General features: G+C 68.9%; 19 protein-coding genes. 16 read left to right on the top strand and 3 right to left on the bottom strand.

What is annotated here, in order from left to right:
• Nucleotides 1-104 precede the first annotated feature (104 nt).
• From ACWCPQ_RS18830 to smc, 4 genes are all read left to right on the top strand, one after another.
• The gene (locus ACWCPQ_RS18830) at nt 105-590 is read left to right on the top strand and encodes an OsmC family protein (protein WP_449900392.1); all 486 of its coding nucleotides are present in this window, start codon (nt 105-107) and stop codon (nt 588-590) included.
• Between the two features lie 3 nt (nt 591-593).
• Entirely contained in the window at nt 594-887 is a 294-nt protein-coding gene (locus tag ACWCPQ_RS18825) for an acylphosphatase (protein WP_449900390.1), read from the top strand.
• A gap of 110 nt (nt 888-997) precedes the next feature.
• Nucleotides 998-1,417, top strand: a complete 420-nt coding sequence (locus ACWCPQ_RS18820) for a DUF1707 SHOCT-like domain-containing protein (RefSeq protein WP_449900389.1) — start codon at nt 998-1,000, stop codon at nt 1,415-1,417.
• A gap of 181 nt (nt 1,418-1,598) precedes the next feature.
• Nucleotides 1,599-5,225, top strand: a complete 3,627-nt coding sequence (smc, locus tag ACWCPQ_RS18815; RefSeq protein WP_449900386.1) for a chromosome segregation protein SMC — start codon at nt 1,599-1,601, stop codon at nt 5,223-5,225.
• Nucleotides 5,226-5,271: 46 nt separating this feature from the next.
• Here the strand turns inward: smc and ACWCPQ_RS18810 are convergent, their stop codons facing one another.
• The gene (locus ACWCPQ_RS18810; RefSeq protein WP_030521801.1) at nt 5,272-5,661 is read right to left on the bottom strand and encodes a DUF2237 family protein; all 390 of its coding nucleotides are present in this window, start codon (nt 5,659-5,661) and stop codon (nt 5,272-5,274) included.
• 168 nt (nt 5,662-5,829) lie between these two features.
• Between ACWCPQ_RS18810 and ftsY the strand changes: the two genes are divergently transcribed.
• The 6 genes from ftsY (at nt 5,830) to ffh (ending at nt 14,503) form a co-directional block, all read left to right on the top strand.
• Nucleotides 5,830-7,383: a signal recognition particle-docking protein FtsY gene (ftsY, locus tag ACWCPQ_RS18805; RefSeq protein ID WP_449900384.1), complete on the top strand. Its 1,554-nt coding sequence runs from the start codon at nt 5,830-5,832 to the stop codon at nt 7,381-7,383.
• Between the two features lie 211 nt (nt 7,384-7,594).
• Nucleotides 7,595-8,884 carry an ammonium transporter gene (locus ACWCPQ_RS18800; protein ID WP_449900599.1) on the top strand — a complete coding sequence of 430 codons (1,290 nt, stop codon included), beginning with the start codon at nt 7,595-7,597 and terminating at the stop codon, nt 8,882-8,884.
• Between the two features lie 5 nt (nt 8,885-8,889).
• Entirely contained in the window at nt 8,890-9,228 is a 339-nt protein-coding gene (locus ACWCPQ_RS18795) for a P-II family nitrogen regulator (protein WP_030521796.1), read from the top strand.
• Nucleotides 9,229-9,337: 109 nt separating this feature from the next.
• The gene (locus ACWCPQ_RS18790; protein WP_449900383.1) at nt 9,338-11,800 is read left to right on the top strand and encodes a [protein-PII] uridylyltransferase; all 2,463 of its coding nucleotides are present in this window, start codon (nt 9,338-9,340) and stop codon (nt 11,798-11,800) included.
• Nucleotides 11,801-11,926: 126 nt separating this feature from the next.
• Nucleotides 11,927-12,265, top strand: coding sequence for a hypothetical protein (locus ACWCPQ_RS18785; protein ID WP_449900382.1), 339 nt, complete (start codon nt 11,927-11,929; stop codon nt 12,263-12,265).
• A gap of 663 nt (nt 12,266-12,928) precedes the next feature.
• A complete protein-coding gene (gene ffh, locus ACWCPQ_RS18780; protein ID WP_449900379.1) occupies nt 12,929-14,503 on the top strand; it encodes a signal recognition particle protein in 1,575 nt (524 codons plus the stop codon).
• 235 nt (nt 14,504-14,738) lie between these two features.
• On the opposite strand, the gene ACWCPQ_RS18775 is transcribed toward ffh, so the two are convergent.
• Entirely contained in the window at nt 14,739-16,634 is a 1,896-nt protein-coding gene (locus tag ACWCPQ_RS18775; RefSeq protein WP_449900378.1) for a vWA domain-containing protein, read from the bottom strand.
• A 325-nt stretch (nt 16,635-16,959) separates the two neighbouring features.
• On the opposite strand from ACWCPQ_RS18775, the gene rpsP reads away from it, so the two are divergent.
• The 4 genes from rpsP to trmD are packed head-to-tail and all read left to right on the top strand — an operon-like array spanning nt 16,960 to nt 18,879.
• Nucleotides 16,960-17,403 (top strand): 30S ribosomal protein S16, encoded by a 444-nt coding sequence (rpsP, locus tag ACWCPQ_RS18770; protein WP_449900376.1) that lies wholly within the window; start codon nt 16,960-16,962, stop codon nt 17,401-17,403.
• Nucleotides 17,403-17,645 carry an RNA-binding protein gene (locus tag ACWCPQ_RS18765; RefSeq protein ID WP_327150410.1) on the top strand — a complete coding sequence of 81 codons (243 nt, stop codon included), beginning with the start codon at nt 17,403-17,405 and terminating at the stop codon, nt 17,643-17,645. Before rpsP ends, ACWCPQ_RS18765 begins: the two co-directional genes overlap by 1 nt.
• Entirely contained in the window at nt 17,646-18,179 is a 534-nt protein-coding gene (rimM, locus tag ACWCPQ_RS18760; protein ID WP_449900372.1) for a ribosome maturation factor RimM, read from the top strand. It begins immediately after the preceding gene.
• A 13-nt stretch (nt 18,180-18,192) separates the two neighbouring features.
• Entirely contained in the window at nt 18,193-18,879 is a 687-nt protein-coding gene (gene trmD / locus ACWCPQ_RS18755; RefSeq protein ID WP_449900370.1) for a tRNA (guanosine(37)-N1)-methyltransferase TrmD, read from the top strand.
• Nucleotides 18,880-18,922: 43 nt separating this feature from the next.
• On the opposite strand, the gene ACWCPQ_RS18750 is transcribed toward trmD, so the two are convergent.
• A complete protein-coding gene (locus tag ACWCPQ_RS18750) occupies nt 18,923-19,777 on the bottom strand; it encodes a response regulator transcription factor (RefSeq protein WP_449900368.1) in 855 nt (284 codons plus the stop codon).
• A gap of 89 nt (nt 19,778-19,866) precedes the next feature.
• Here ACWCPQ_RS18750 and ACWCPQ_RS18745 point away from each other — a divergent pair, with 89 nt between their 5' ends.
• Both ACWCPQ_RS18745 and ACWCPQ_RS18740 read left to right on the top strand, forming a co-directional pair.
• Nucleotides 19,867-21,486 carry an AMP-binding protein gene (locus ACWCPQ_RS18745; protein WP_449900365.1) on the top strand — a complete coding sequence of 540 codons (1,620 nt, stop codon included), beginning with the start codon at nt 19,867-19,869 and terminating at the stop codon, nt 21,484-21,486.
• An 83-nt stretch (nt 21,487-21,569) separates the two neighbouring features.
• Nucleotides 21,570-24,080 carry a Tex family protein gene (locus ACWCPQ_RS18740; RefSeq protein ID WP_449900363.1) on the top strand — a complete coding sequence of 837 codons (2,511 nt, stop codon included), beginning with the start codon at nt 21,570-21,572 and terminating at the stop codon, nt 24,078-24,080.
• Nucleotides 24,081-24,093 lie beyond the last annotated feature (13 nt).

Below are 24,093 nucleotides of genomic sequence, written 5' to 3'. Positions count from 1 at the left end.
CGGCTCGCATTACCGGCGCCGTTTCCGCGGCGGTGCGCGGACGTACCGGCGCCGGCCGAGGACGGGTGCCCGGTGCCACGAGCGTGGATGGCAGGATCGCGACCATGGTTGATGACAGCACGACGGCACCTGCTACGACAGCGGGCGGTCCGGCTACCGCGGCGGAAGCCGGGCCGACCACCCTGTGGGTGGAGCGTACGGGGACGCGCCGCTACACCGGTCACAGTTCGCGCGGCGCCGAGGTGTTGATCGGTTCCGACGGTGTGCCGGGTGTGTTCACCCCGGGGGAGCTGCTGAAGATCGCGTTGGCGGCCTGTTCGGGGATGAGTTCGGACCTCCCGCTGTCGCGGCGGCTCGGCGACGACTACGACGCCACCATCCGGGTCTCCGGTGCCGCCGACCGGGAGAACGAGGTGTACCCGCAACTCGACGAGGTCTTCGAGCTCGATATGAGCGAACTGGATCCGGCGGCCCGGGATCGGCTGCTGGTGACGGTGCAGCGGGCCATCGACAAGGTCTGCACGGTCGGCCGGACGCTGAAGGCCGGCAGCAAGGTGACCCTGTCTTTCGATATCGATACGGTCGACTGAATCATGGCGGCGGTAGACGGGACCGGCCCGGTCCGGTTGAGTGCCTGGGTGCACGGGTTTGTGCAGGGTGTGGGTTTCCGGTGGTGGACGCGGGCGCGGGCGCTGGAGCTCGGGCTCACCGGGCATGCAACCAATGCCGCCGACGGCCGGGTGCACGTGGTGGCCGAGGGGCCACGGTCGGCGGCCGAACGGCTGCTGGCGCTGCTGCGTTCGGGGGATACGCCGGGCCGGGTCGACCTGGTGGTGGAGGCCTGGGAGCCGGCGCGGGGCGGGCTACGGGGTTTCGCCGAGCGGTAGGTACTGCGCGTCGACCGGGCACCGCGAAAGGGTTGACATTACACAATGGAAGGTACACGCTGATGGGTATTCCATTGTGGAGTGTGGTCTGACCTGTAAGGGGAGCGGTAATGGAGATCACGAAGGGCACCCGGGCCTCGGACGCGGAACGCGACCGGATCGTGCACGACCTGAGCCGGCATCTCGGTGACGGCCGGATCGACCTCACCGAGTACGACCAGCGAGTCGCGCAGGTGTACCGGACCACGACCCGCGAGGAACTCTCCGATGTACTCGCCGACCTGCCCGCCCCGGCAACGGCACGGTCGGCGCAACCGCGTTCGCGCTTCCCGATCTGGCAGCGGATCGAAGCGAGCGCGTGGCTCACCGTCAGTGTGCTGGTCCTGGTCATCTGGGCCGCCATCTCGCTGAGTGTCGGTGAGTTCACCTATTTCTGGCCGGTATGGGTCATCGGACCGTGGGGTGCGGTGCTGGCAGTACGGGCGGCAACCGGTATCGAAGGCGGCCACCGCCATCGCCGGAAGATATAACGCCCGGTAGCCTCGGTGACGTCCGGCCGGTGCGCATGCCCGGCCGCGGTGGCCGGTATACCCGGCAATCGATCGGCCACGGCCGGTGCGCCGGACGGTGACCCGGTGCCACGGGCCGATAGCATGGCTGATCGGCCTGGGTGAGGCGGACAAGTCACGGAGGCGGAAAGGGTCGTCGGCGTTGCACCTGAAAAGCTTGACGTTGAAAGGGTTCAAATCCTTCGCGTCCGCGACGACCCTGCGGTTCGAACCCGGCATCACCTGTGTCGTGGGGCCGAACGGATCCGGTAAATCCAATGTTGTCGACGCGCTCACCTGGGTGATGGGGGAGCAGGGGGCCAAAGCGCTACGCGGCGGCAAGATGCAGGACGTCATCTTCGCCGGTACCTCCGGCCGGGCACCGCTGGGCCGGGCCGAGGTAACGCTGACCATCGACAATTCCGACGGCGCGCTGCCCATCGACTACGCCGAGGTCTCGATCACCCGCCGGATGTTCCGCGACGGCGCCGGCGAATACGAGATCAACGGCAACACATGCCGGTTGATGGATGTGCAGGAACTGCTCAGCGACTCCGGTATCGGCCGGGAAATGCACGTCATCGTCGGCCAGGGTCAGCTCTCGGCCATTCTCGAATCGCGTCCCGAGGACCGGCGCGCCTTCATCGAAGAAGCCGCCGGGGTGCTCAAACACCGCAAGCGCAAGGAAAAAGCGGTTCGCAAACTCGATGCGATGCAGGCCAACCTGGCCCGGCTCACCGATCTCACCACCGAACTCCGCCGCCAGCTCAAACCTCTGGGCCGGCAGGCCGAGGTGGCGCGCCGGGCGCAGACAGTGCAGGCGGATCTGCGCGACGCCCGGTTGCGGCTGGCCGCCGACGATCTGGTCACCCGGCGCACCGAGCTGGCCGGCCAGCAGAGCAAAGAGGCGTACGCGCGGGAACAGCAGATCACCGTGCAGAGCGAACTCGACGCCGCCAATGCCGCGCTCGCCCAGCAGGAATACCAGCTCTCGCAGCTCACGCCCGGTGCCGAGGCGGCGGGGCAGCTGTGGTTCCAGCTGTCCGCGCTGTCCGAACGGGTCAACGCGACGATCCGGATCGCCGGTGACCGTGCCCGTCATCTGGATACCTCCGCACCGGCGAACACCGGCCGCGACCCCGATCAACTCGAAGCCGAAGCCGACCGGGTGGAGGCCGAGGAAGCCGAACTGCGCGAAGCCGTCGAGATGGCCACCGAAACGCTGGAGGCGGCGCGGGACAGTCTGGCCGATCGCGAACACGCGGCCAAGGCCGCCGAACAGGCGCATCTGGCCGCGGTGCGCGCCATCGCCGACCGGCGCGAAGGGCTGGTCCGGTTGTCCGGGCAGGTCGAGAATCTGCGCACGCGCACCCAATCGATGGACGCCGAGATCGTGCGGTTGTCCACCGCGATCGCGGAGGCCCGGGCCCGGGGTACCGCCGCGCGGACCGAATTCGACACGGTCCAGGACGAACTGGCCGAACTGGACGCCGGGGAAGCCGGACTCGACGCCCAGCACGAACATGCCGTGGAAGCCCTCGAACTGGCCGACACCAGAGTCACCGAACTGCGCGCCGAGGACCGGGAGGCAGGTCGGCTGGTGGCCTCGCTGACCGCCCGGATCGAGGCGCTCGGGATGAACCTGGCCAGCCGCGACGGTGCGGCCTGGCTCACCGAGAACCATCCGGCCGGACTGCTGGGGCCGCTGTCCGGACAACTGCGTGTGCACAACGGTTTCGAATCCGCGGTGGCCGCGGTGCTCGGCCCGGTGGCCGAGGCTGTCGTGGCCGATACCGGTGAGACGGCCCTCAGTGCCCTGCGGGCGCTCGGGAAGGCCGACGGTGGCCGGGCCGCGCTGGTTTACGAGGGACCGGGACAGCAGCAGCCCGAGACCGACCGGGAGCTGCCCGGATCCGCCCGGTGGTTGCTCGATGTGCTGGACTGCCCCGAGCCGGTCCGCGCCGCGGTGGTGGCGCTGACCGATCGCGTCGCGGTGGTCGACGATCTGGATACGGCCTCCACGCTGCTCGGCGAGCGGCCGGAACTGCGGGTCGTCACCCGCGACGGTGATCTGGCCGGGACCGGATGGCTGGTCGGCGGTTCGGACCGATCGCCGAGCCGGTTGGAGATCCAGGCCGGTATCGACGCCGCCGAGGCCGAGCTGGTCGCCGCCCGCCGCAAGGCCGAGGAACTGGAAGCGAGTCTGGCCGGGGCACTGGCGGAACAGACCGACCGGAAAGAAGCCGTCGACCACACGCTGCTCTCCCTGCACGAATCCGATCAGGCTCTCAACGCGGTCTACGAACGGCTCGGCCGGCTGGGCTCGGCGGTCCGGGCGGCCGATGCCGAATCGGAGCGGCTGACCGGTCAGCGCGCCGATGCCGAGACCGCGCACGAAAAAGCGGTCACCGATCTGGCCGAACTCGAGGACCGGCTCCGGCACGCGGAGCGGGAACAGGACGAATCCGACGGCGATACCGCGGGTGCCGCCGGGACCGAGGCCGCCGCACTGGCCCGGGAGGAGGCCGCCGCCGCACTCGCCGAGGCCCGGGCCATGGAGGTCGAGGCCCGGCTAGCGGTGCGTACGGCCGAGGAACGCGCCGAATCGGTCCGCGGTAAGGCGGAATCGCTGCGCCGCGCCGCGCGGGCCGAACGCGAGGCGCGCGCCCGGGCCGAACGCGCACAGGCCGCGCGCAGGCAGGCCGCCCGGGTCGCCGCCGCGGTCGCCGAGTCCGGTGCGGATCTGGCCGCCGAACTCGAGAAGGTGGTGGCGGCCGCCGCCGGCCGTCGCGACGAACTGGTCCGGCGGCGCACCGAATGCGCCGGTCAGGTGGACCGGATCAAAGAACGGGTGCGGGCGCTGAGCGCCCAGCTCGGACAGCTCACCGACGCGGTGCATCGCGACGAGGTCGCCAAAGCGCAGGCGGCGCTGCGGATCGAACAGCTGGAAGCGACCATCGCCGAACAGTTCGGTATCGCACTCGACGATCTGATCGCCGAATACGGTCCCCAGGCCGCGCTACCGCCCAGCGAGCTCGAGCTGCGCGAGTACGAGCAGGCGAAAGAGCGGGGTGAGCAGGTCACCGCGCCCGCGCCGATGCCGTTCGACCGCGCCTCCCAGGAGCGCCGCGCCAAACGTGCCGAGAAGGATCTGGCCACCCTCGGCAAGGTCAACCCGCTGGCGCTGGAGGAGTTCGCGGCACTCGAGGAGCGCTACAACTTCCTGGCCACACAGCTCGAGGACGTCAAGAAGGCTCGCCAGGACCTGCTGGACGTGGTCGCCGAGGTCGACTCCCGGATCCTGCAGGTGTTCACCGACGCCTACGCCGACGTGGAACGCGAGTTCGTCCAGGTCTTCGCGGCCCTGTTCCCCGGCGGCGACGGCCGGCTGCTGCTGACCGATCCCACCGATATGCTCACCACCGGTATCGAAGTGGAGGCCCGGCCGCCCGGTAAGAAGGTGAAGCGGCTGTCGCTGCTCTCCGGTGGCGAGAAATCGCTGACCGCGGTGGCGTTGCTGGTCGCCATCTTCCGTGCTCGTCCTTCGCCCTTCTATGTCATGGACGAGGTGGAGGCGGCGCTCGACGACACCAATCTGCGCCGGCTCATCGGGCTGTTCGAGCAGTTGCGGGAGAAGAGTCAGCTGATCGTCATCACCCACCAGAAGCCGACGATGGAGATCGCCGACGCGCTCTACGGCGTGAGTATGCGCGGTGACGGCATCACCCAGGTCATATCGCAGCGTCTACGGGGGCAGGATCTCGCGGCGGCCGGTAGTACGGCGGAGTGATCCGCCACCCGGAGACCGCCGGGTGGCGCCGCGGTCCCGCCCGCGCTCAGAGCAGATCGCTGACGTCGTCGGGTACGTCGACCGCGTATTTTCGGAGGATCTCCATCGCTATCACTTCCAGGGCATTCTCATGGGTCGCCGCCAGCACCACCGGCGCGGCGACACCGTCCTCGTGCGCGTGTAACCAGCGCACCGCCACGACACACCATCTGTCCCCCGGCTGGAGCCCGGGGAAGTTGTTCTCCGGACGCGGCGTGCTCAGATCGTTTCCGATCGACGCCTGATGTTCGAGGAACTCTGCTGTGACGACCGTGCACACGGTGTGGCTGCCCAGATCCTCCGGGCCGGTGCTGCAGCAGCCGTCCCGGTAGAAGCCGGTCAGAGGATCGGTACCGCACTCTTGTAGCGGACCCCCAAGCACGTTTCGATCGGTCACATCGCCGATCCTATTGGCCTGTAGCGAGAAGTTCCGCAGGACAAGAAATCTCACCGGCCGTGTTCGCGGGGGCTGTGCTGGGGGTGTACCGGAGGACCGGGACGGCCGGGACCGTTCGCCGCGCGGCCCCGGGCCGGGTGACCTGCGGTCCACGCACGCTCTGCAAGGATGGGCGGCGTGAGTGCGCAAGCCTGGATTCTGATCGCAGTGATCGCCGCCGTTCTGCTGGTGGCGCTCGTGGCCGGTTTCGTCCGGTACAAGCGCGGCCGGGTGTCGCTGACGGCACCGGCGGAGAAAGACGAGCTGACCGACCGCTCGGGTGGGTATCGGGCGGCGGGTGGATTCACCTTCAGCCAGGGCGGCCAGGGTGCGACGGCCGCCCCCGCGCCGCCGGGACCGAGCCCTGTCGAATCACCGGCTCCGAGTCCCACTGAGCGGACCGATGTGGAGGGGCAGCCGCATATCGGTGACGATGCCGCGGTCCCCCGCGACGCGCCGCGTCGCGGAATCACCGACGTACCGCTGCCCGAAGCCGATACCGTCGACACCGACACCGCCGCCGCGGAGTCCGCGACGGCCGGCACCGCCTCGCCCGATGCGGCGCAGACCCCGGCACCCGAGACGACCACCCCGGCCGAGGCTGCGGCGACCGATCCCACCGCAGCGGCGGCAGACACCGAGACCGATGCCGCTTCCCCGGCCTTCGAGGCGAGCGCACCTGCCGAGGCGGACGCCGAAGCTCCGGTGGTCGCCCCCGATACCGCCGCCGGAGCCCATCTGGTCCCCGAGGTCGAGGAGATCGCACCGACCTCGGGCCGGCTGACCCGGTTGCGCGGCCGGTTGTCCCGATCCCAGAACGCGGTCGGCAAGAGCCTGCTGGGCCTGCTCGGCGGCGGCGACCTGGACGAGGATTCCTGGGAAGAGGTCGAGGACACCCTCGTCCTGGCCGATATCGGTACCGCGGTCACCACCGTCATCGTGGAACGGCTGCGTGAGGAGATGGCCGCGCGCAGTGTCCGCAGCGCCGAGGACGCGCGAGCGATCCTGCGTGAGGTGCTGATCGAATCGCTGCGCCCGGAGCTGAACCGCTCGGTGCGCGCACTGCCGCACGCCGACCATCCGTCGATCCTGCTGGTGGTCGGAGTGAACGGCACCGGCAAGACGACCACCACCGGAAAGCTCGCGCGGGTACTGGTGGCCGACGGCCGCCGCGTGCTGCTCGGCGCCGCGGACACCTTCCGGGCCGCCGCGGCCGACCAGTTGCAGACCTGGGGCGAACGGGTCGGCGCGGAGACCGTGCGCGGGCGTGAGGGCGCCGATCCGGCCGCCGTCGCGTTCGACGCCGTTTCCAGCGGTATCGACGCCGGAGTCGATGTGGTGCTGATCGATACCGCGGGCCGGCTGCACACCAAGACCGGGCTCATGGACGAGCTCGGCAAGGTCAAACGAGTGGTCGAGAAGAAGGCCTCGGTGGACGAGGTGCTGCTCGTCCTCGACGCGACCGTGGGCCAGAACGGTCTCGCCCAGGCCCGTATCTTCGCCGAGGTCGTCGATATCAGCGGTGTGGTGCTCACGAAACTCGACGGCACCGCCAAGGGCGGAATCGTCTTCCAGATCCAGCACGAGCTGGGCGTGCCGGTGAAACTGGTGGGTCTGGGCGAGGGTGCCGACGATCTGGCCCCGTTCGAACCGTCGGCCTTCGTGGACGCGCTCCTCGGCTAGATCCGCGCAGCTCCGGCGTGTCGCACAGATCACCCGGAAACCTCTGCTCAGCCTCGGCAACACGCTCGAAACATTGCCGCGCGATCCATTCACCTAGGTGAAACACCTGGGCGTCACGGATGAAACACCGAATGAGGACCCTTCAGTAGCGGGCCCGATGTCGCGCGAGCGGCGGGCCAGAGGATGAGGGAGGAAACTGGTGGAAACCGTGATCGGCGCGCCCAACGCCGGCGACACCGCTTGGATATTGACGAGCGCGGCGCTCGTCCTGTTGATGACACCCGGGCTGGCGTTCTTCTACGGCGGCATGGTCCGCGGGAAGAACGTCCTCAACATGATCATGATGAGCATCAGCGCGATGGCTGTCGTCACCGTGCTCTGGGTCCTGTACGGCTTCTCGGTCGCCTTCGGCACCGACAAAGGCGGACTGGTCGGGGATCCCGGGCAGTTCTTCGGCCTGAGGACCCTGATCGCCGGATTCGGCGACGATTCGCCGGGCGTACCTCTCATCGGGACCCTGCCGGCGACCGTTTTCGTCGCGTTCCAGGCGATGTTCGCGATCATCACCGTCGCGCTGATCTCCGGCGCGGTGGCCGACCGCCTGAAGTTCACCGCCTGGCTGGTGTTCAGCGCCATCTGGGCGACCGTCGTGTACTTCCCGGTCGCGCACTGGGTGTGGGGCGGTGGCTGGATCATGGAGAAGGTCGAGGCCATCGACTTCGCCGGTGGTACCGCCGTCCACATCAACTCCGGTGCCGCCGCGCTCGCGCTGGCCATTGTGGTGGGTAAGCGCGCGGGCTGGCCGAAAACCCCCTTCCGCCCACATAACCTGCCGTTCGTCATGCTGGGTGCCGCCCTGCTGTGGTTCGGCTGGTTCGGCTTCAACGCCGGTTCGGCCGCCGCGGCCGACGGCGTCGCCGGTGCCACCTTCATCACCACACTGGTCGCCACCGCCGCGGCGATGATCGCCTGGCTGGTGGTCGAGAAGGTCCGCGACGGCAAACCCACCTCACTGGGTGCCGCCTCCGGTATCGTCGCCGGTCTGGTCGCCATCACCCCCTCCTGTTCCTCGGTGAACGTGCTGGGTGCCCTGGCCATAGGCGCCATCGCGGGCGCGGTCTGCGCCCTGGCGGTGAGCCTGAAGTTCAAACTCGGTTACGACGATTCGCTCGACGTCGTGGGAATCCACATGGTCGGCGGTATCCTCGGCACGGTGCTGATCGGCTTGTTCGCCGCGCCCGAGGCGCCCGCCGGTGCCGAAGGCCTGTTCTACGGCGGAGATCTCGAACTGCTGGGCCGCCAGACCCTCGGCGCAGTCGCTGTTCTCGTGTACTCCTTCGTGATCGCGCTGGTGATCGCATACGCGATCAAGTTCACGATCGGCCTGCGCGCCGACGCCGAAGCGGAATCCAACGGGATGGACGATTCCGAGCACGCGGAGACGGCATACGATTTCGCTGCACTGGGTGGAACCGCTCGTTCGGCCGGCAAGGAGGCATGAACCCCATGAAACTGATCACCGCAATCGTCAAACCGTTCACGCTCGAAGACGTCAAAACCGGCCTGGAGCAGGCGGGCGTATTCGGTATGACCGTGAGCGAGGTCCAGGGCTACGGACGGCAGAAAGGCCACACCGAGGTCTACCGCGGTGCGGAGTACTCGGTCGATTTCGTGCCGAAGGTGCGGGTCGAGGTCGTGGTCGACGACGCCACCGTGGACCGGGTCGTGGATCTGATCGTCGAGGCGTCGCGCACCGGCAAGATCGGTGACGGCAAGGTCTGGGTGACCCCGGTCGAGACGATCGTCCGGGTCCGGACCGGGGAACGCGGCACCGACGCGCTATAGACCCCGGCGCGCGGCGAGCGCGACAGCGGGTGCACAACGATGACGCGGCCCCGCTCCCACCGGTTACCGGTCGGGGCGGGGTCGCCTGCGTGAACGGGTGGTGGTTTCGTTGGGAGACAACCGGCAGGAACGAGAGCCCGGGCGGGCCGGCGGTAAGCGGCCCGGTACACCGGCCGCCCTGTCGCACGGCGCCGCGGATCTGGTCCGGGCGCGAGACCAACTGCTGGGCGGAGGTGCGCCCCGGCATCCCCGGCTGGACGCCGAATCACTGCGCGCGGCACTGGTGGATCTGTACGAGCTGTGGCTCACCAGCAAGGGCGCCGAAGTCGGGATCACTCCGGACAGCGGTTTGGCGATCATGGCTGTCGGCGGGCTCGGCCGTCGTGAGATGCTGCCGTACTCCGATCTGGATCTGGTACTGCTGCACGAGGACATGGACCCGCAGCGGGTCGCCGAGATAGCCGATCGGCTCTGGTATCCGCTGTGGGATGCCCACATCAAACTCGACCACAGTGTGCGGACGGTTCCCCATGCGCTGAAAGTGGCCGCCGACGATCTGGTGGCCGCACTCGGCATGCTCGACGCCCGCCACATTGTCGGCAATTCCGATCTCAGCGACCGGGTCGTCGCCGGAATCCGGAAGGATTGGCGCAGCGGGATCCGGGGCCGTTTCGACGAACTGGTCACCGGTGTCCGGGCCCGGTGGGAACGCAGCGGTCAGGTCGCTCATCGCAGTGAACCGGATCTGAAGAACGGTCGTGGGGGACTACGCGATATCCAGCTACTGGACGCGCTCGCCATCGCTCAACTCACCGACGCCATGCCCGGGCTCGGCCCGGACGCGCCCGGCGGCGGTCTGGACCAGGCCCATCGGCGGCTGCTCGATGTGCGCACCGAACTGCACCGGGTGGCGGGCCGGGCTCGCGACCAGTTGCGTGCTCAGGACGCCGACGAAATCGGGGCCGCGCTGCGGATCGGCGACCGTTTCGATCTGGCCCGCACTCTCAGCGACGCGGCTCGCACCGTCGGGTATTCGGTGGATGTGGGTCTGCGCACCGCGGGTAACGCGCTGCCGCGCCGCGGCCTGGCCCGGCTGCGCCGGATGCCGGTGCGGCGGCCGCTGGACGAGGGCGTGGTCGAGCACGCCGGAGAAGTGGTGCTGGCCAGGGACGCCCGGCCCCAGCGCGACCCCGGGCTGGTGCTGCGGGTCGCCGCAGCCTCCGCCCAGACCGGGTTGCCCATGTCGGCGACGACCCTGAACCGGTTGTCCGAGGACGCACCGGAACTCCGCGAACCGTGGCCCAAGGACGCGCTGAACGATCTGCTGGTGCTGCTCGGCGCCGGTCGCGGGGTGATCGACGCGATCGAGGCATTGGACCGGACCGGTTTGTGGGGCAGGCTGCTTCCGGAATGGGGTGCGGTCCGCGATCTGCCACCGCGCGATGCCGTGCACGTGTGGACAGTGGACCGCCACTCCGTGGAGACGGTCGCCTACGCCGGTGCGCTGAGTACCCGGGTGGCCCGGCCGGATCTACTGGCACTCGGTGCGCTGCTGCACGATATCGGCAAGGGCCGGGTCGAGGACCACTGCGCGGTGGGCGCCGATCTGGCGACCCATATCGGCCGCCGCCTGGGTCTGTGGCCGTCGGATGTCGAAGTGCTCAGCGCCATGGTGCGCCACCATCTGTTGTTGCCGGATGTCGCGACGCACCGGGACATCGACGACCCCGATACGGTGCAGTACGTCGTCGCCGCGCTGGACAACGATCCGCGGCGGCTCGAACTGTTGCACGCGCTGGCCGAGGCGGATTCGCTGGCCACCGGCCCCGGCGTATGGGGGGACTGGAAGTCCACGCTGATCGGCGAACTGGTCCGGCGCTGCCGCACCGTGATGGCAGGCGAGGAACTGCCCGAACCCGAACCCATTCCCGACGCACTGCTGGTCCGGGCCGCCCTCGGCGGTGTACACGTCGAATTGGTGCCGGGGGAGGGCAAATACACCCATAACGTCACCGTGATCGCCCCGGACAGCCCGGGACTGCTGTCGAACACCGCGGGAGTACTGGCGTTGCATTCGCTGCGAGTGCTGTCGGCGTCGGTCGGCGGGGTGGGGGAATCGGCGGTCAACACCTTCGTGGTCACACCGACATTCGGCGGTCCACCGGACGCGGGCCTGCTGCGGCAGGAAATCAAACGGGCCGCCGCCGGGGAGCTGGATGTCCGGGCGGCCCTGGACGCACGGGAGCGGGATACGCTCGGCGCCGCGCGATATGCCCAGGCCGAGCCGCGCTTGCTGTGGTCGGAGACCGCGGTTCCCGGACAGCTGATCCTGCAGTTGCGAGCCGAGGACCGGATCGGCCTGCTCTGCCGGCTGGCCGCGGTGCTGGCGACCGCGGGCGCCGACGTGCGGTGGGCGAAGGTCGTGACGATGGGGTCGTTCGTGGTGGACGTGTTCTGTGTCGACCTGGGCACGGAATCGGGCCCCGACCGGCGCACGGATATCGAATCGGCGATCCTGGCGGTGGTTCCGCGACCGGCTCCGCGCAAACCCCCGGAGGCGGAGCAGAACTAGCGTTCGAGACGAAGGTCACCGTTGCGCGTCGATTGCTCACCGTTTGCCAACAGGTCGGCGGTAGCGCGGGATCGGGCCCCTAACATTCGGGTGGTCAGCTGTCGCGCTCATGAGGGGAGCAGGTCGGTGGCAATCCAAGTGGTGACCTCGTCGATCATGACCAGCGATATGACACCGCACATCGCCCGATGTGTAGGTGACGCCTACTGGGTGGTGTCCTGGTTGCCGGGGCGCACACTCACCGAACCCCAGGCAATGGCCGCGATGAACGTGGCCGCCGCCGTGGCGACCAACGGGCTACCGCCCGACGACGATTGGTCGCGGCTGGACACACTTTCCCGCGAACTCGGCCTGACGGGCCGCGAGGCGGCCTATCTGGTAGCCGTGGAACAGCACGACTACCGCCACGGGTTCTCCGGGGCCGACGGCGCCGCCTCCGGCGTCGCGGGTGCGGAGTCGTACTGAAGGCTGTGTCTACTGCGGGGCCTGCGGCGCCGCGGGCGGGGCCCTATTAACCCCGGTTCTTCACTCCGCCGCTCAGTCGCTGCGCTCCTTCGCTCTGTCGCTCCAGAACCGGGGCGGGCCCCGCTGTGTTGTTGGCTCTGTCTCCGGCGGGGCTGTCGGGGCCCTCGTGGCCCGGTTCTTCACTCCGGCGTTCAGTTGCTGCGCTCTTTCGCTCTTTCGCTCTGTCGCTCCAGAACCGGGGTGGGCCTCGACTGTGGTCGATGGCGTTCCGGTGGGCGGGAAGCGTTCGTGTGCACCGGATGCCGGGGCGGGTCCGCAACTGTACTGCTCAGCGGTCCGGTCGTGTTGCGGGCCCTGCCGGGCCGGTGCACGGTCTCGGCGGAGCTCCGCTGACGGATAACCCGGGCGGCCCGGCAAGGTCGGTCGCGCGGTCTGTGGTGGTGGGTCGTCGTTCGCCCGGCCGGGTGCCGCGCGGGTAGACGGGGTATTTCGTGGTGCGGCTGGGGACGGGCCGGGAGTTCCGGGCGAGAAGTGTGACGTCGATCGCCGAAGACGTGGGCGATCTGTTCGGTGCGGCCCGAGTCCCCGACGGGCAGCCCGCTACTCTGGGACGCCCGTTACCCTGGGACTCAGCGACGTCACTCGAGATCAGGAGCGCACCAGGTGTTCGAATCCCTATCCGACCGGTTGACCGGTGCCCTGAAGGACCTTCGCGGTAAGGGACGTCTGTCGCCGGCCGATATCGACGCCACCTGCCGGGAGATCCGCCTGGCGCTGCTGGAGGCCGATGTCGCGCTGCCCGTGGTGCGCGGTTTCATCGCCCGGATCAAGGAACGGGCCAAGGGCGCGGAGGTCTCCGCCGCGCTGAACCCCGCCCAGCAGGTCGTCAAGATCGTCAACGAGGAACTCGTCGGGATCCTCGGTGGGGAGACCCGGCGGCTGACGCTGGCGAAAACCCCGCCGACGGTGATCATGCTCGCCGGTCTGCAGGGCGCCGGTAAGACCACACTCGCCGGAAAGCTCGCCAAATGGCTGCGCGATCAGGGACATCAGCCGCTGCTGGTGGCCTGCGATCTGCAGCGCCCCGGTGCGGTGACCCAGCTGCAGGTGGTCGGTGAACGCGCCGGGGTACCGGTGTTCGCACCACATCCCGGCACGTCGATCGGTGGTGGCGAGAACGCGCTCGGTATCACCGCGGCCGATCCGGTCGCGGTGGCCGAATCCGGTGTCGCCGAGGCGCGGGCCAAACAGTACGACGTCGTGATCGTCGACACCGCCGGTCGGCTCGGTATCGATGCCGAACTCATGGCGCAGGCGGCCGGTATCCGCGACGCGGTGAAACCCGACGAGACCCTGTTCGTGCTCGATGCCATGATCGGCCAGGACGCGGTCTCCACCGCCGAGGCGTTCCGCGACGGTGTCGGCTTCACCGGTGTGGTGCTCACCAAGCTCGACGGTGACGCCCGCGGTGGTGCGGCGCTGAGCGTGCGCAATGTCACCGGCGCCCCGATCATGTTCGCGTCCACGGGCGAGAAGCTCGAGGATTTCGATGTCTTCCATCCCGACCGGATGGCCAGCCGCATCCTCGGTATGGGCGATGTGCTCACCCTCATCGAACAGGCCGAACAGGTCTACGACGCGCAGCAGGCCGAGGAAGCGGCGCGCAAGATCGGCAGCGGTGAGCTGACCCTCGAGGATTTCCTCGACCAGATGCTGGCCATCCGCAAGATGGGTCCGATCGGGAATCTGCTCGGGATGCTGCCGGGCGCCGGTCAGATGAAGGACGCGCTCGCCCAGGTCGACGATAAGCAACTGGACCGGGTGCAGGCGATCATCCGCGGTATGACCCCCGCCGAGCGGGACAATCCGAAGATCATCAACGCGTCCCGCCGATTGCGTATCGCCAACGGTTCGGGCGTCCAGGTCTCCGATGTCAACCAGCTGGTCGACCGGTTCTTCGAGGCCCGCAAGATGATGACGATGATGGGCCGGCAGATGGGGATGCCCGGCGCCAATCGCCGGAACAAGAAACAGAAGGGCAAGAAGGGCAAGAAGGGCGGTCGCGGACCCACCCAGCCGAAGATGCGCGGTGGCTTCCCCGGGATGCCGGGCCTGCCCGGTGGAATGCCGGGCGGCGGCGGGATGCCCGATCTGTCGAATATGCCGCCCGGTCTCGATCAGTTGCCGCCGGGGCTCGAAGGCTTCGATATCTCCAAGTTCAAGTTCCCGGAGAAGTAACCCGGCCGGTTTTCCCGGCGCGGGCGCGGGTATCGGCCGGCGGGCCCGGATCGCGCGGAGCTGCCCGGGCGGTCGGCCGGTGTTGCCGGTCCGACGCTGGTCGGCGCCCACCCGGGCGGTGCCGGGTGGTCCCGCGCCGGTCGGTCGTCCATCACGCCGCCCGAAAGCAACCGGGCGCCGACCTCCCCGGCGTGATGGGGAGGTCGGCGCCCGGATTCGTCGGGTACCCGCCCGGTCAGCGCTTACGTCGGCGCCGCACGAACACGACCGTGACCACGCCGAGCAGGAGAACGACGGCGATCATCCCCACCACGATCCCGGCGACCGTCGAGATCCCCTCGGCAGTGCCGTCGGGCCGATCGTTCGCCTCGCCGGCGACACGGGGGTGGGTATCTTCGCCGAAGGTCTGGTTGCTCGCGGTATCGCCCGCGTAGCGCGGCCCGGGCTCCGGCTCGCCGGTGATATCCACTTCGAGCTCGACCGGTACCGGCGCGACCCGGACCTTCTCCCCGTGCGCGGGACTCAGCTTCACCGCGATGTAGTACCAGCCCGCCACCGCCTGGCCGTGCACCGCGTGGTCGGCGGCGTCCCGGTTCAGGAAACGGATCGGTGTGGTGGCCAGCGCCGGGTCGTTGGACGGCAGGATGTTCTCGGTACCGGTGTATGCGGCGAAATCGGAATCGAGTTCCTCGCGGTACGGGTTGTACAGCGTGGTGTTGATATTGGAGACGTACTCGCTGCCGCGCTCGGGGGTGGCGCCGAAGCGCACCCGGTAGGCCAGCCCCTGCCCCCAGTCGAGTTTCACCCGGTAGAAGACGAATTCGCCGCGCTGCAGCGTATCGCTGTACCGGCCGGAACCTGGCAGTGTGGCCGCGACATTGAACGAACCGCCGCCGATCACCGGGACAATGACCCCGTCCGGGGCGGTGAACTCCACCGGTTCGGGATCGGGTGCGGGACCGGGGTCGGCGACGGGGGGTTCCACGCCGACCAGCAGTTCGACCGGTAGCTGCGCCGGTGCGTTCTCGGCGACATGGGCCCACTCCAGCGAGAAATAGTAGCGCCCACCGCCCCGGCACCGGTCGGTGCTGGGGCTGCCGGTATCGGGTTCGGCCGCACCCGTCCACGTACTGCTGACCGTCAGCGTCACACCGTCGGTGGAACGGGTGGCCAGCTCGTTCTCGTAGACGTGGCAGTCCTCGCCGTCGGTCCCGTAGACCCGGAGGTCGAGACGGTTGTTCGCGAAGACGGCATCGCCGCCACGCGGAAAGGAGACGGTGGCACTGAAGTACGCGGTCGCATCCTCGGGCACATCGACCGCGTAATAGCGGGGTGCGCGCTGCCCGAGTACGTCCAGGTATTGACCCGCGGCGGCCACCGGGGCGGCCCGGTACTCCCCGGCACCCGCGATCGGGGTGCCGGTGGCCGCGTAGGTGCGCAACGCGGTGGCGCTGACGCGCGGCAGTACCTGTTCGAGAGTTTTCCCGTCGACGGCGTCGGTGTAGGTGCCGCCGGTGGCCTGGGCGATACAGGTCAGCTGAGCCCGCGACGGATCGTCGACGCCGAAGCCGATGGCGTGTACGACGATCTCGGCGCCCTGGACGGACAGTTCACGCGCGACCTCGCACGGGTCGGGCGGGGCGCAGGTGTCCAGCCCGTCGGACACCAGCACGATCGAACGTGGGCCCTCCTGGGGGAGCGCGGCGGCCGCCGCGCGCAGCGAGGTACCGATCGGGGTGTAACCACTCGGCGCGATCCGGTCGGCAGCACCGATGAGCGCGGGTTTGTCGATGGTGTCCGCGGCATGCAGCACCTGGACGTCGCGACAGCCCGCGTCCTTCTCCGCATCCGAGGAACCCGTGGCCGTGCCGTACACGGTGAGACCCACCTTCGCCGCCGCCGGGGCCGCGGTCACGAAGGATCGCACCGCGTTCTTGGCGGCGTCCATCTTGGTGCCGCCACCGGGGTCCGGTGCCGCCATCGATCCGGAGGCGTCGAGGACGAGCATGGTCGGCGCGTATTCGGGTGACTGTTGTCCCGGGGACTGCTGGGCCAGGGCCGGCACTGCGATCGGTACCAGGCCGATCATTCCCGCCGCGGCCGCGGCCAGAATTCTGTTCAAGAATGACACGTGGTCGGTACTCCCGTTCGGCTCGGCCGCATCCTCCCCGGATACGGCCGATCGGACGCTACTCAGACGATCGTCCAGTTGCCAACCTGCGATTTCCCGCGGGCGGGACGACCGCCCTGGTGGTGTCCTGAGGGTGGCGGACCGAGTCGATTAACGGCCCGGTCGCGGCGTCTGGCAGAATGAACCACCGTCCTTCTGGACAGTGTCAGCCCGTCTCCGGTCACGTACCGCGCGGCGGTCACACACTTCATTCGCAAAACCGGGCTCGCGATACCGCGTGAGTCGCTGAATTGCGCCGTGACCACTATGAAAGGCAGATCAGCAGATGGCTGTTCGCATCAAACTCACCCGTATGGGCAAGATCCGCAACCCGCAGTACCGCGTCGTCGTCGCGGACGCCCGGACCCGCCGTGACGGCCGGGCCATCGAGTCCATCGGCAAGTACCACCCCAAGGAAGAGCCCTCGCTGATCGAGATCGACTCGGAGCGGGCGCAGTACTGGCTGGGTGTCGGCGCACAGCCGACCGAACCGGTGCAGCGGCTTCTGGAGATCACCGGCGACTGGCAGAAGTTCAAGGGCCTGCCGGGCGCGGAGGGCACCCTGAAGGTCGCCGAGCCCAAGCCGTCCAAGCTCGACCTGTTCAACGCCGCGCTGGCCGCCGCGGACAACGAGCCAACCGCCGAGGCCGTCACCCCGAAGAAGAAGGCCAAGAAGGACAAGGAAGAGGGCGCCGCCGAGGCGACCGAGTCCGCCGAGGCCGCCGAGTAATGAGCGTCCTCGTCGCCGATGCCGTGGAACATCTGGTTCGCGGTATCGTCGCCAATCCCGATGACGTCCGGGTCGAGCTGATCACCGGCCGGCGCGGGCGCACCGTCGAGGTGCACGTCCACCCCGACGATCTGGGCAAGGTCATCGGCCGGGGTGGCCGCACCGCGACCGCCCTGCGGACCCTCGTCGCCGGAATCGGCGGCCGGGGGATCCGGGTCGACGTGGTCGACACCGACCAGTAGATGGAACTCGTCGTGGGCCGGGTCGCCCGCTCGCACGGTGTGCGGGGCGAACTGGTCGTCGAAGTGCGCACCGACGAACCGGAGGCGCGTTTCGCACCGGGCGCCGCCCTGCGCGGGCGCCCCGGGCGGGGCGCGTCGTCCTCGGCGGTCCGCAATTTCACCGTGGAGTCGGCCCGGGAACATTCGGGCCGGCTCCTGCTCCAACTGGCCGGGGTGAACGACCGGAGCGCAGCCGACGCGCTGCGGGGCACGCTGTTCCTGGTGGACAGCGAGGACCTCGGGCCGTCGGACGATCCCGACGAGTTCTACGATCACGAACTCGAGGGTCTGCGGGTGCAGCTCACCGACGGGACCGAGGTCGGTACCGTCACCGAAGTGCTGCATTCGGCCGCCGGTGAACTGCTTTCGATCCGGGCCGCCGCGGACGGCCGGGAGATCCTCGTCCCCTTCGTCACCGCCATCGTGCCCGCGGTTTCGATCGCCGACCGGCTGATCGTGATCGACCCGCCCGAAGGTCTGCTGGATCCGGAATGAGGTGGCCGGCGTCATGAGGATCGACGTGGTCACCATCTTCCCGGAATATCTGGACCCGCTGCGCACCGCGCTATTGGGCAAGGCCATCGACAAGGGCGTCGTCTCGGTGGCCGTCCACGATCTGCGGCGCTGGACCCACGATGTGCACAAATCCGTCGACGATTCGCCCTACGGCGGCGGACCCGGCATGGTGATGAAACCTGTGATCTGGGGCGATGCGCTCGACGAGGTGTGCCCCGACGACGCGCTGCTCGTGGTGCCCACACCCGCCGGTGTGCCGTTCACCCAGGAGACCGCACGGCGGTGGGCCGGGGAAGAACATCTGGTGTTCGCGTGTGGTCGCTACGAGGGTATCGATCAGCGAGTGTTCGACGATGCGGCGCGGCGGGTCCGCGTCGAAGAGGTCAGCATCGGCGATTATGTTCTGATCGGTGGCGAGGCCGCCGTGCTCGTGATGACCGAGGCCGTCGTCCGGCTGATTCCCGGGGTGCTCGGCAACCAGCAGTCGCACGAACAGGATTCGTTCTCCGACGGGTTGCTCGAAGGCCCCAGCTACACCCGCCCGGTGCACTGGCGGGGACTCGAGGTCCCCCCGATCCTGCTGTCCGGTGACCACGCCCGGATCGCGGCCTGGCGGCGCGAACAGTCCCTGACCCGCACCCGGGACCGGCGGCCGGATCTGCTGCCCGAGACGGACTGACCGCCCGGGCCCACCGGGCCACCGACTGTGCGGATCGCCGGAGTCAGGGGATCAGGCCGAGGCGGCGTGCGGTTGCCACGGCTTCTTGCCGGGAACGCGCGTCGAGTTTGCGCATGACACTGCGCAGATAGCTTTTCACCGTTTCGGGGCCGATCGAAAGCCGATTCGCTGCTTCCTGATTGGAGCAACCGAGCGCGACCTGTAGCAGGACGTCGATCTCGCGGCGCGCGAGCCGGGGCGCGTCCGTCGCGGGTTCGCTGTTCAGCGCGTGGTCGAGCCGTGCACCCACCTCACGCAAACTTTCCCGCATCCGCTTGTCGCCGGCCCTGTCCGCGATCGCGCGAAGTTCCGCCGCGACCGCACGCAACTCCTCGGCCATGATGCCGTCGGTGGCGGGGGCGGGTGCGGCCATCTCCAGCAGCCGTAGTCGCCGGTCCACCTCGTCGCGGACACCTATCTCGGCCGCCAGTCTGCGCCCGGCCTGCACCAGCGCGTCGGCGGTGCGATCGCCGATGGGTCCGGCGCCGCGGGTCGCCGCGTACAGCACGGCACGCGACGAACCGGAGACCACCACCGGAACCGCGACGACCGATCGGATCCCCTCGCCGAGCACCGGCCCGTCGTAATGATGGGTGATCGAGAGCGCGTTGCCGTAATCGGAGACCGAAGCGGGCCGGCGGGAGTCGACGACCTGCCCACCCAGCCCGGATGCCCGCGTGACCGACAGCCCGCGCAGGCCGTTGGTGCGGACCCCGGAGAACTCGGTCAGCCGCAGGGTGTCGGCGTCGACTTCGCCGCCGAACAGCACCGGTACCCCGGCGACGCCCGCCAGTCGACGGATCTCGGCGCGCAACGCGTCACCGTCGCGGGGCCGCAGCAGCGACGGGGGAGTGGGCATGGAATATCACCCCTTTTCGGGGGTAGTGCCGGACCTGGTGTGACCTACATCCTATGGCAACACCGGCCGGACGACCGAGGAGATGCGAGATGGGCACCGACCCGAACACCCGGGTACGCGAACTGCTGGACTCCTACGACCGGCTCGACGCCTGTGCCGCGGAACTGCTGTGCGATCGGCATCCGGCCGATGCCGTGGCGTTCACCGTGATCGACAGCGACCTGTCGGCGGTCGATCTCACCTTCGGCGAACTGCGCGCGCGGTCCGAAGGCTTCGCCGCCGCCCTGGCCGGGCTCGGAGTGGGCCCCGGCGACCAGGTCGCGACGCTGATGGCGAAATCGGTGGACCTGGTGGTCGTTCTGCTCGGCATCTGGCGGCGCGGCGCCGTGCACGTCCCGTTGTTCACGGCGTTCGCCGCGCCCGCCATCGCCTTCCGGCTGCACGCGTCCGGGGCGTCGATCGTGATCGCCGATGCGGACCAGGCCGGCAAGCTGGCTCCCGGCGGGGATATGCCCGCGGACCCGCCCTGGCGCACGATCGTCACCGGCGACACCCATATCCCGGATACGCTGCGGATGGACGAGCTGGCGGTCGACGGCGCCGAACCACCCGCCGCCGTGGGCGGTGACGGTCTGCTGGTGCAACTGTTCACCAGCGGAACCACCGGTACGCCGAAGGGGGTGCCGATCCCGGTCCGCGCCCTGGCCTCGTTCCACGCCTATCAGGAGTTCGCGCTGGATGTCCGGCCCGGCGATGTCTTCTGGAATGCCGCCGATCCGGGCTGGGCATACGGTCTCTACTACGCGATCCTGGGTCCGCTGGCCTCCGGTACCCGCAGTCTGCTGCTGCACGCCGGGTTCTCTCCGGCGCTGACCTGGCAGGTCCTGGAGAAGTTCGGTGTCACGAATTTCGCGGCCGCACCCACCGTCTACCGGGCGCTGCGCGCGGCCGAACCGGGCAATCCGGTACAGCTGCGCCGGGCATCCTCGGCCGGGGAGCCGCTGACCCCTGAGGTGGTGGCCTGGTCGGCCGAGTATCTCGGGGTCGCGGTACGGGATCACTACGGGCAGACCGAGCACGGCATGGTCATCTGCAATGCCTGGCACGACGACCTCGATATCGCCGCGCCCGTGGGTTCCATGGGCCGGTCGCTACCCGGATGGGAGTGCGCCGTCCTGTCCGAGACCGCGGATATCGAAGCATCGGCCGGAGAACTGGGCCGCATCGCCGTCGATGCCGAGCGCAGCGCCCTGCTCTGGTTTCTCGGCTATCTGGATGCGCCCGAACAGACCGCGCAGCGCTATACCGCCGACGGCCGCTGGTATCTCACCGGAGACGCCGGATCACGTGACGCCGACGGGTATTTCCATTTCTCCGCTCGTGACGACGATGTGATCATCATGGCCGGGTATCGGATCGGTCCGTTCGATGTCGAGAGTGTGCTGGTTCTGCACGACGATGTCGCAGAAGCGGCGGTCGTCGGCATGCCGGACGAGTTGCGCGGCGAAGTGCTGGAGGCATTCGTGGTGCTGCGTGGTGCGGTGGCCGGGAACGACCGGCTGGAAGCGGAACTGCAGACGCTGGTGAAGGAGAAGTTCGCTGCGCACGCCTATCCCCGCCGGGTGCATTTCGTCGCCGCGCTCCCCAAGACCCCCAGCGGCAAGGTGCAACGGTTCCTGCTGCGAGAGCAGGGGCGCGACGCCGGATAGGCGCGGCGCGTACTCGGGCCCGGCCGAAGTGGGGCCGGGCCGGTGCGGTCCGGCTGTCGCCGGGCGACTGTAGTGTGCGGGAGGTGACGACAGTGCCAGAGACCTCGGATCCCGAGACCATCCCCACCGACGCGCCGCAAGACCCCGGTACCGGCCCGGTGGTGTCCGGTTCCGTCAGCCGGCGCATCGCCGACGAGCTCGCTGTGCGGGAGAACCAGGTCCGGGCTGCCGTAGAACTATTGGACGCCGGTTCGACGGTGCCGTTCATCGCGCGTTACCGCAAAGAGGTCACCGGCGGGCTGGACGATGCGCAACTGCGCACACTCGAAGAACGCCTGCACTATCTGCGCGAACTCGACGAACGTCGCGCCACCATCATCGAATCCATCCGTGGGCAGGGCAAACTCGACGAGGCGCTGCACCGGCAACTGCTGCTGGCCGAGACCAAGGCCCGGCTCGAGGACATCTATCTGCCCTATAAGCCCAAGCGCCGCACCAAGGCTCAGATCGCGCGCGAAGCCGGGCACGAACCGGTCGCGGATGCGCTGCTGGGTGATCCGGATACCGATCCGGCCGGATACTCCGCCGAACAGCTCGACGGTGCGCGCGCCATCCTGGTCGAGCGTTTCGCCGAAGACGCCGACCTGGTGGGTGAACTCCGTGAACTCATGTGGACCCGGGGACGCGTCGCGGCAACCGTGCGCCCCGGTAAAGAAGAGGCCGGAGCGAAGTTCGCCGACTATTTCGAATTCGGCGAAGAGTTCGTGAGCCTGCCCTCCCATCGCATTCTGGCTCTGCTGCGGGGTGAGAAAGAAGAGGTGCTCAGCCTGCAGCTCGACCCGGAACCCGCCGATTCCGAACTCGCTCCCGGCGAACGCAGTCTCTACGAAGCCCGGATCGCGCAGCGTTTCTCGATCGCCGAGGCCGGTCGCGCCGCCGACGGCTGGTTGCTCGATACGGTGCGCTGGGCCTGGCGGACCAAACTCCAGGTGAGCCTGGGCATCGATACCCGGATGCGTCTGCGGCAGGCCGCCGAACGCGACGCGGTCGACGTATTCGCCACCAATCTGCGCGATCTGCTGCTGGCCGCTCCCGCCGGAACCCGGGCCACCATGGGGCTGGATCCGGGCTACCGCACCGGCGTCAAGGTCGCGGTGGTGGACGGCACCGGAAAGGTGGTCGCGACCGAGGTCGTGTACCCGCACAAACCCCAGAACCAGACCGAGAAATCGCTGGCGGTACTCGGCGCCCTGGTGGCGCGGTTCGGGGTCGAGCTCATCGCGATCGGGAACGGGACGGCCTCCCGGGAAACCGACGCGCTCGCCGCACAACTCATCGAGCGGATCCCGGAGCGCAAACCGACCAAGGTCGTGGTCTCCGAGGCGGGAGCCTCGGTGTACTCGGCATCGGCGTACGCCTCACAGGAGCTGCCCGATATGGATGTCTCACTGCGTGGCGCGGTCTCGATCGCGCGCCGGTTGCAGGATCCGCTCGCCGAACTCGTCAAGATCGAGCCGAAATCGATCGGGGTCGGGCAGTACCAGCACGATGTCTCGGAAACGCTGCTGGCCCGTTCGCTGGGCGCGGTGGTGGAGGACGCGGTGAACGCGGTGGGTGTCGATGTGAACACCGCCTCCGTACCGTTGCTGTCGCGGGTCTCCGGTGTCACCGGATCGGTGGCGGAGAGTATCGTCGCGCATCGGGATCAGCACGGCCCGTTCCGGAGCCGGACCGCGCTGCTGGATGTGCCGCGATTGGGTCCCAAGGCGTTCGAACAATGCGCGGGCTTCCTGCGGATCCACGGCGGCGACGATCCGCTCGACACCTCGGCGGTGCACCCGGAGGCCTATCCGGTAGTCCGCCGCATCCTGGATTCCACCGGTAGCGGGATAGCCGAGGTGATCGGCAACGGGACGGTCCTGCGTACCCTGCGTCCGGCCGATTTCACCGATGAGAAATTCGGTGTGCCCACCGTCACCGACATCATCAGCGAGCTGGAGAAGCCCGGCCGCGACCCGCGTCCGGAGTTCAAGACCGCGGAATTCGCGGCGGGCATCGAGAAGGTCGCCGATCTGGAACCCGGGATGGTGCTGGAAGGTGTCGTCACCAATGTCGCCGCGTTCGGTGCCTTCGTCGATGTCGGTGTCCACCAGGACGGTCTGGTGCACGTCTCCGCGATGTCACGCAATTTCGTGCGTGACCCCCGTGAAGTGGTCAAATCCGGCGATGTGGTCAAAGTGAAGGTGCTCGAGGTCGATATCGCGCGCCAGCGGATCGGACTGTCGCTGCGGCTCGACGACGAACCGGGCACGGGTAAACCGGAACGAGCTCAGGGCCCCGGCGATCGGGGCCGTGGCCAGGGTGGTCGCGACGGTGGTGCCCGCGGCGGCGACCGGGGCGGCCGGGCACAGGGTCGCAACGACAAGAACCGCGGTGGGCAGGGCGGCGGTCAGGCCCAGGGCAACGGTGGCAATCGTGGTGGCGGCGGCCAGGGTCGCAATCGCGGGCAGAGCCGGGACGGGCGGCGCGATAATGCTCCGGTGAACGGTGCCATGGCCGACGCGTTGCGGCGGGCGGGTTTCGGGAAGAAGTGACCACGAGCTGATT

The sequence above is a fragment of the Nocardia sp. NPDC001965 genome, from assembly GCF_053594175.1.
This window is presented reverse-complemented; position numbering and strand designations above follow the sequence as displayed.

What these genes read in the sequence shown, in the direction of transcription:
- ACWCPQ_RS18830 (WP_449900392.1), top strand. Translation starts at nt 105, where the DNA reads ATGGTTGATGACAGCACGACGGCACCTGCTACGACAGCGGGCGGTCCG.
- ACWCPQ_RS18825 (WP_449900390.1), top strand. Translation starts at nt 594, where the DNA reads ATGGCGGCGGTAGACGGGACCGGCCCGGTCCGGTTGAGTGCCTGGGTG.
- ACWCPQ_RS18820 (WP_449900389.1), top strand. Translation starts at nt 998, where the DNA reads ATGGAGATCACGAAGGGCACCCGGGCCTCGGACGCGGAACGCGACCGG.
- ftsY (WP_449900384.1), top strand. Translation starts at nt 5,830, where the DNA reads ATGGGCGGCGTGAGTGCGCAAGCCTGGATTCTGATCGCAGTGATCGCC.
- ACWCPQ_RS18795 (WP_030521796.1), top strand. Translation starts at nt 8,890, where the DNA reads ATGAAACTGATCACCGCAATCGTCAAACCGTTCACGCTCGAAGACGTC.
- rpsP (WP_449900376.1), top strand. Translation starts at nt 16,960, where the DNA reads ATGGCTGTTCGCATCAAACTCACCCGTATGGGCAAGATCCGCAACCCG.
- ACWCPQ_RS18765 (WP_327150410.1), top strand. Translation starts at nt 17,403, where the DNA reads ATGAGCGTCCTCGTCGCCGATGCCGTGGAACATCTGGTTCGCGGTATC.
- rimM (WP_449900372.1), top strand. Translation starts at nt 17,646, where the DNA reads ATGGAACTCGTCGTGGGCCGGGTCGCCCGCTCGCACGGTGTGCGGGGC.
- trmD (WP_449900370.1), top strand. Translation starts at nt 18,193, where the DNA reads ATGAGGATCGACGTGGTCACCATCTTCCCGGAATATCTGGACCCGCTG.
- ACWCPQ_RS18750 (WP_449900368.1), bottom strand. Translation starts at nt 19,777, where the DNA reads ATGCCCACTCCCCCGTCGCTGCTGCGGCCCCGCGACGGTGACGCGTTG.
- ACWCPQ_RS18745 (WP_449900365.1), top strand. Translation starts at nt 19,867, where the DNA reads ATGGGCACCGACCCGAACACCCGGGTACGCGAACTGCTGGACTCCTAC.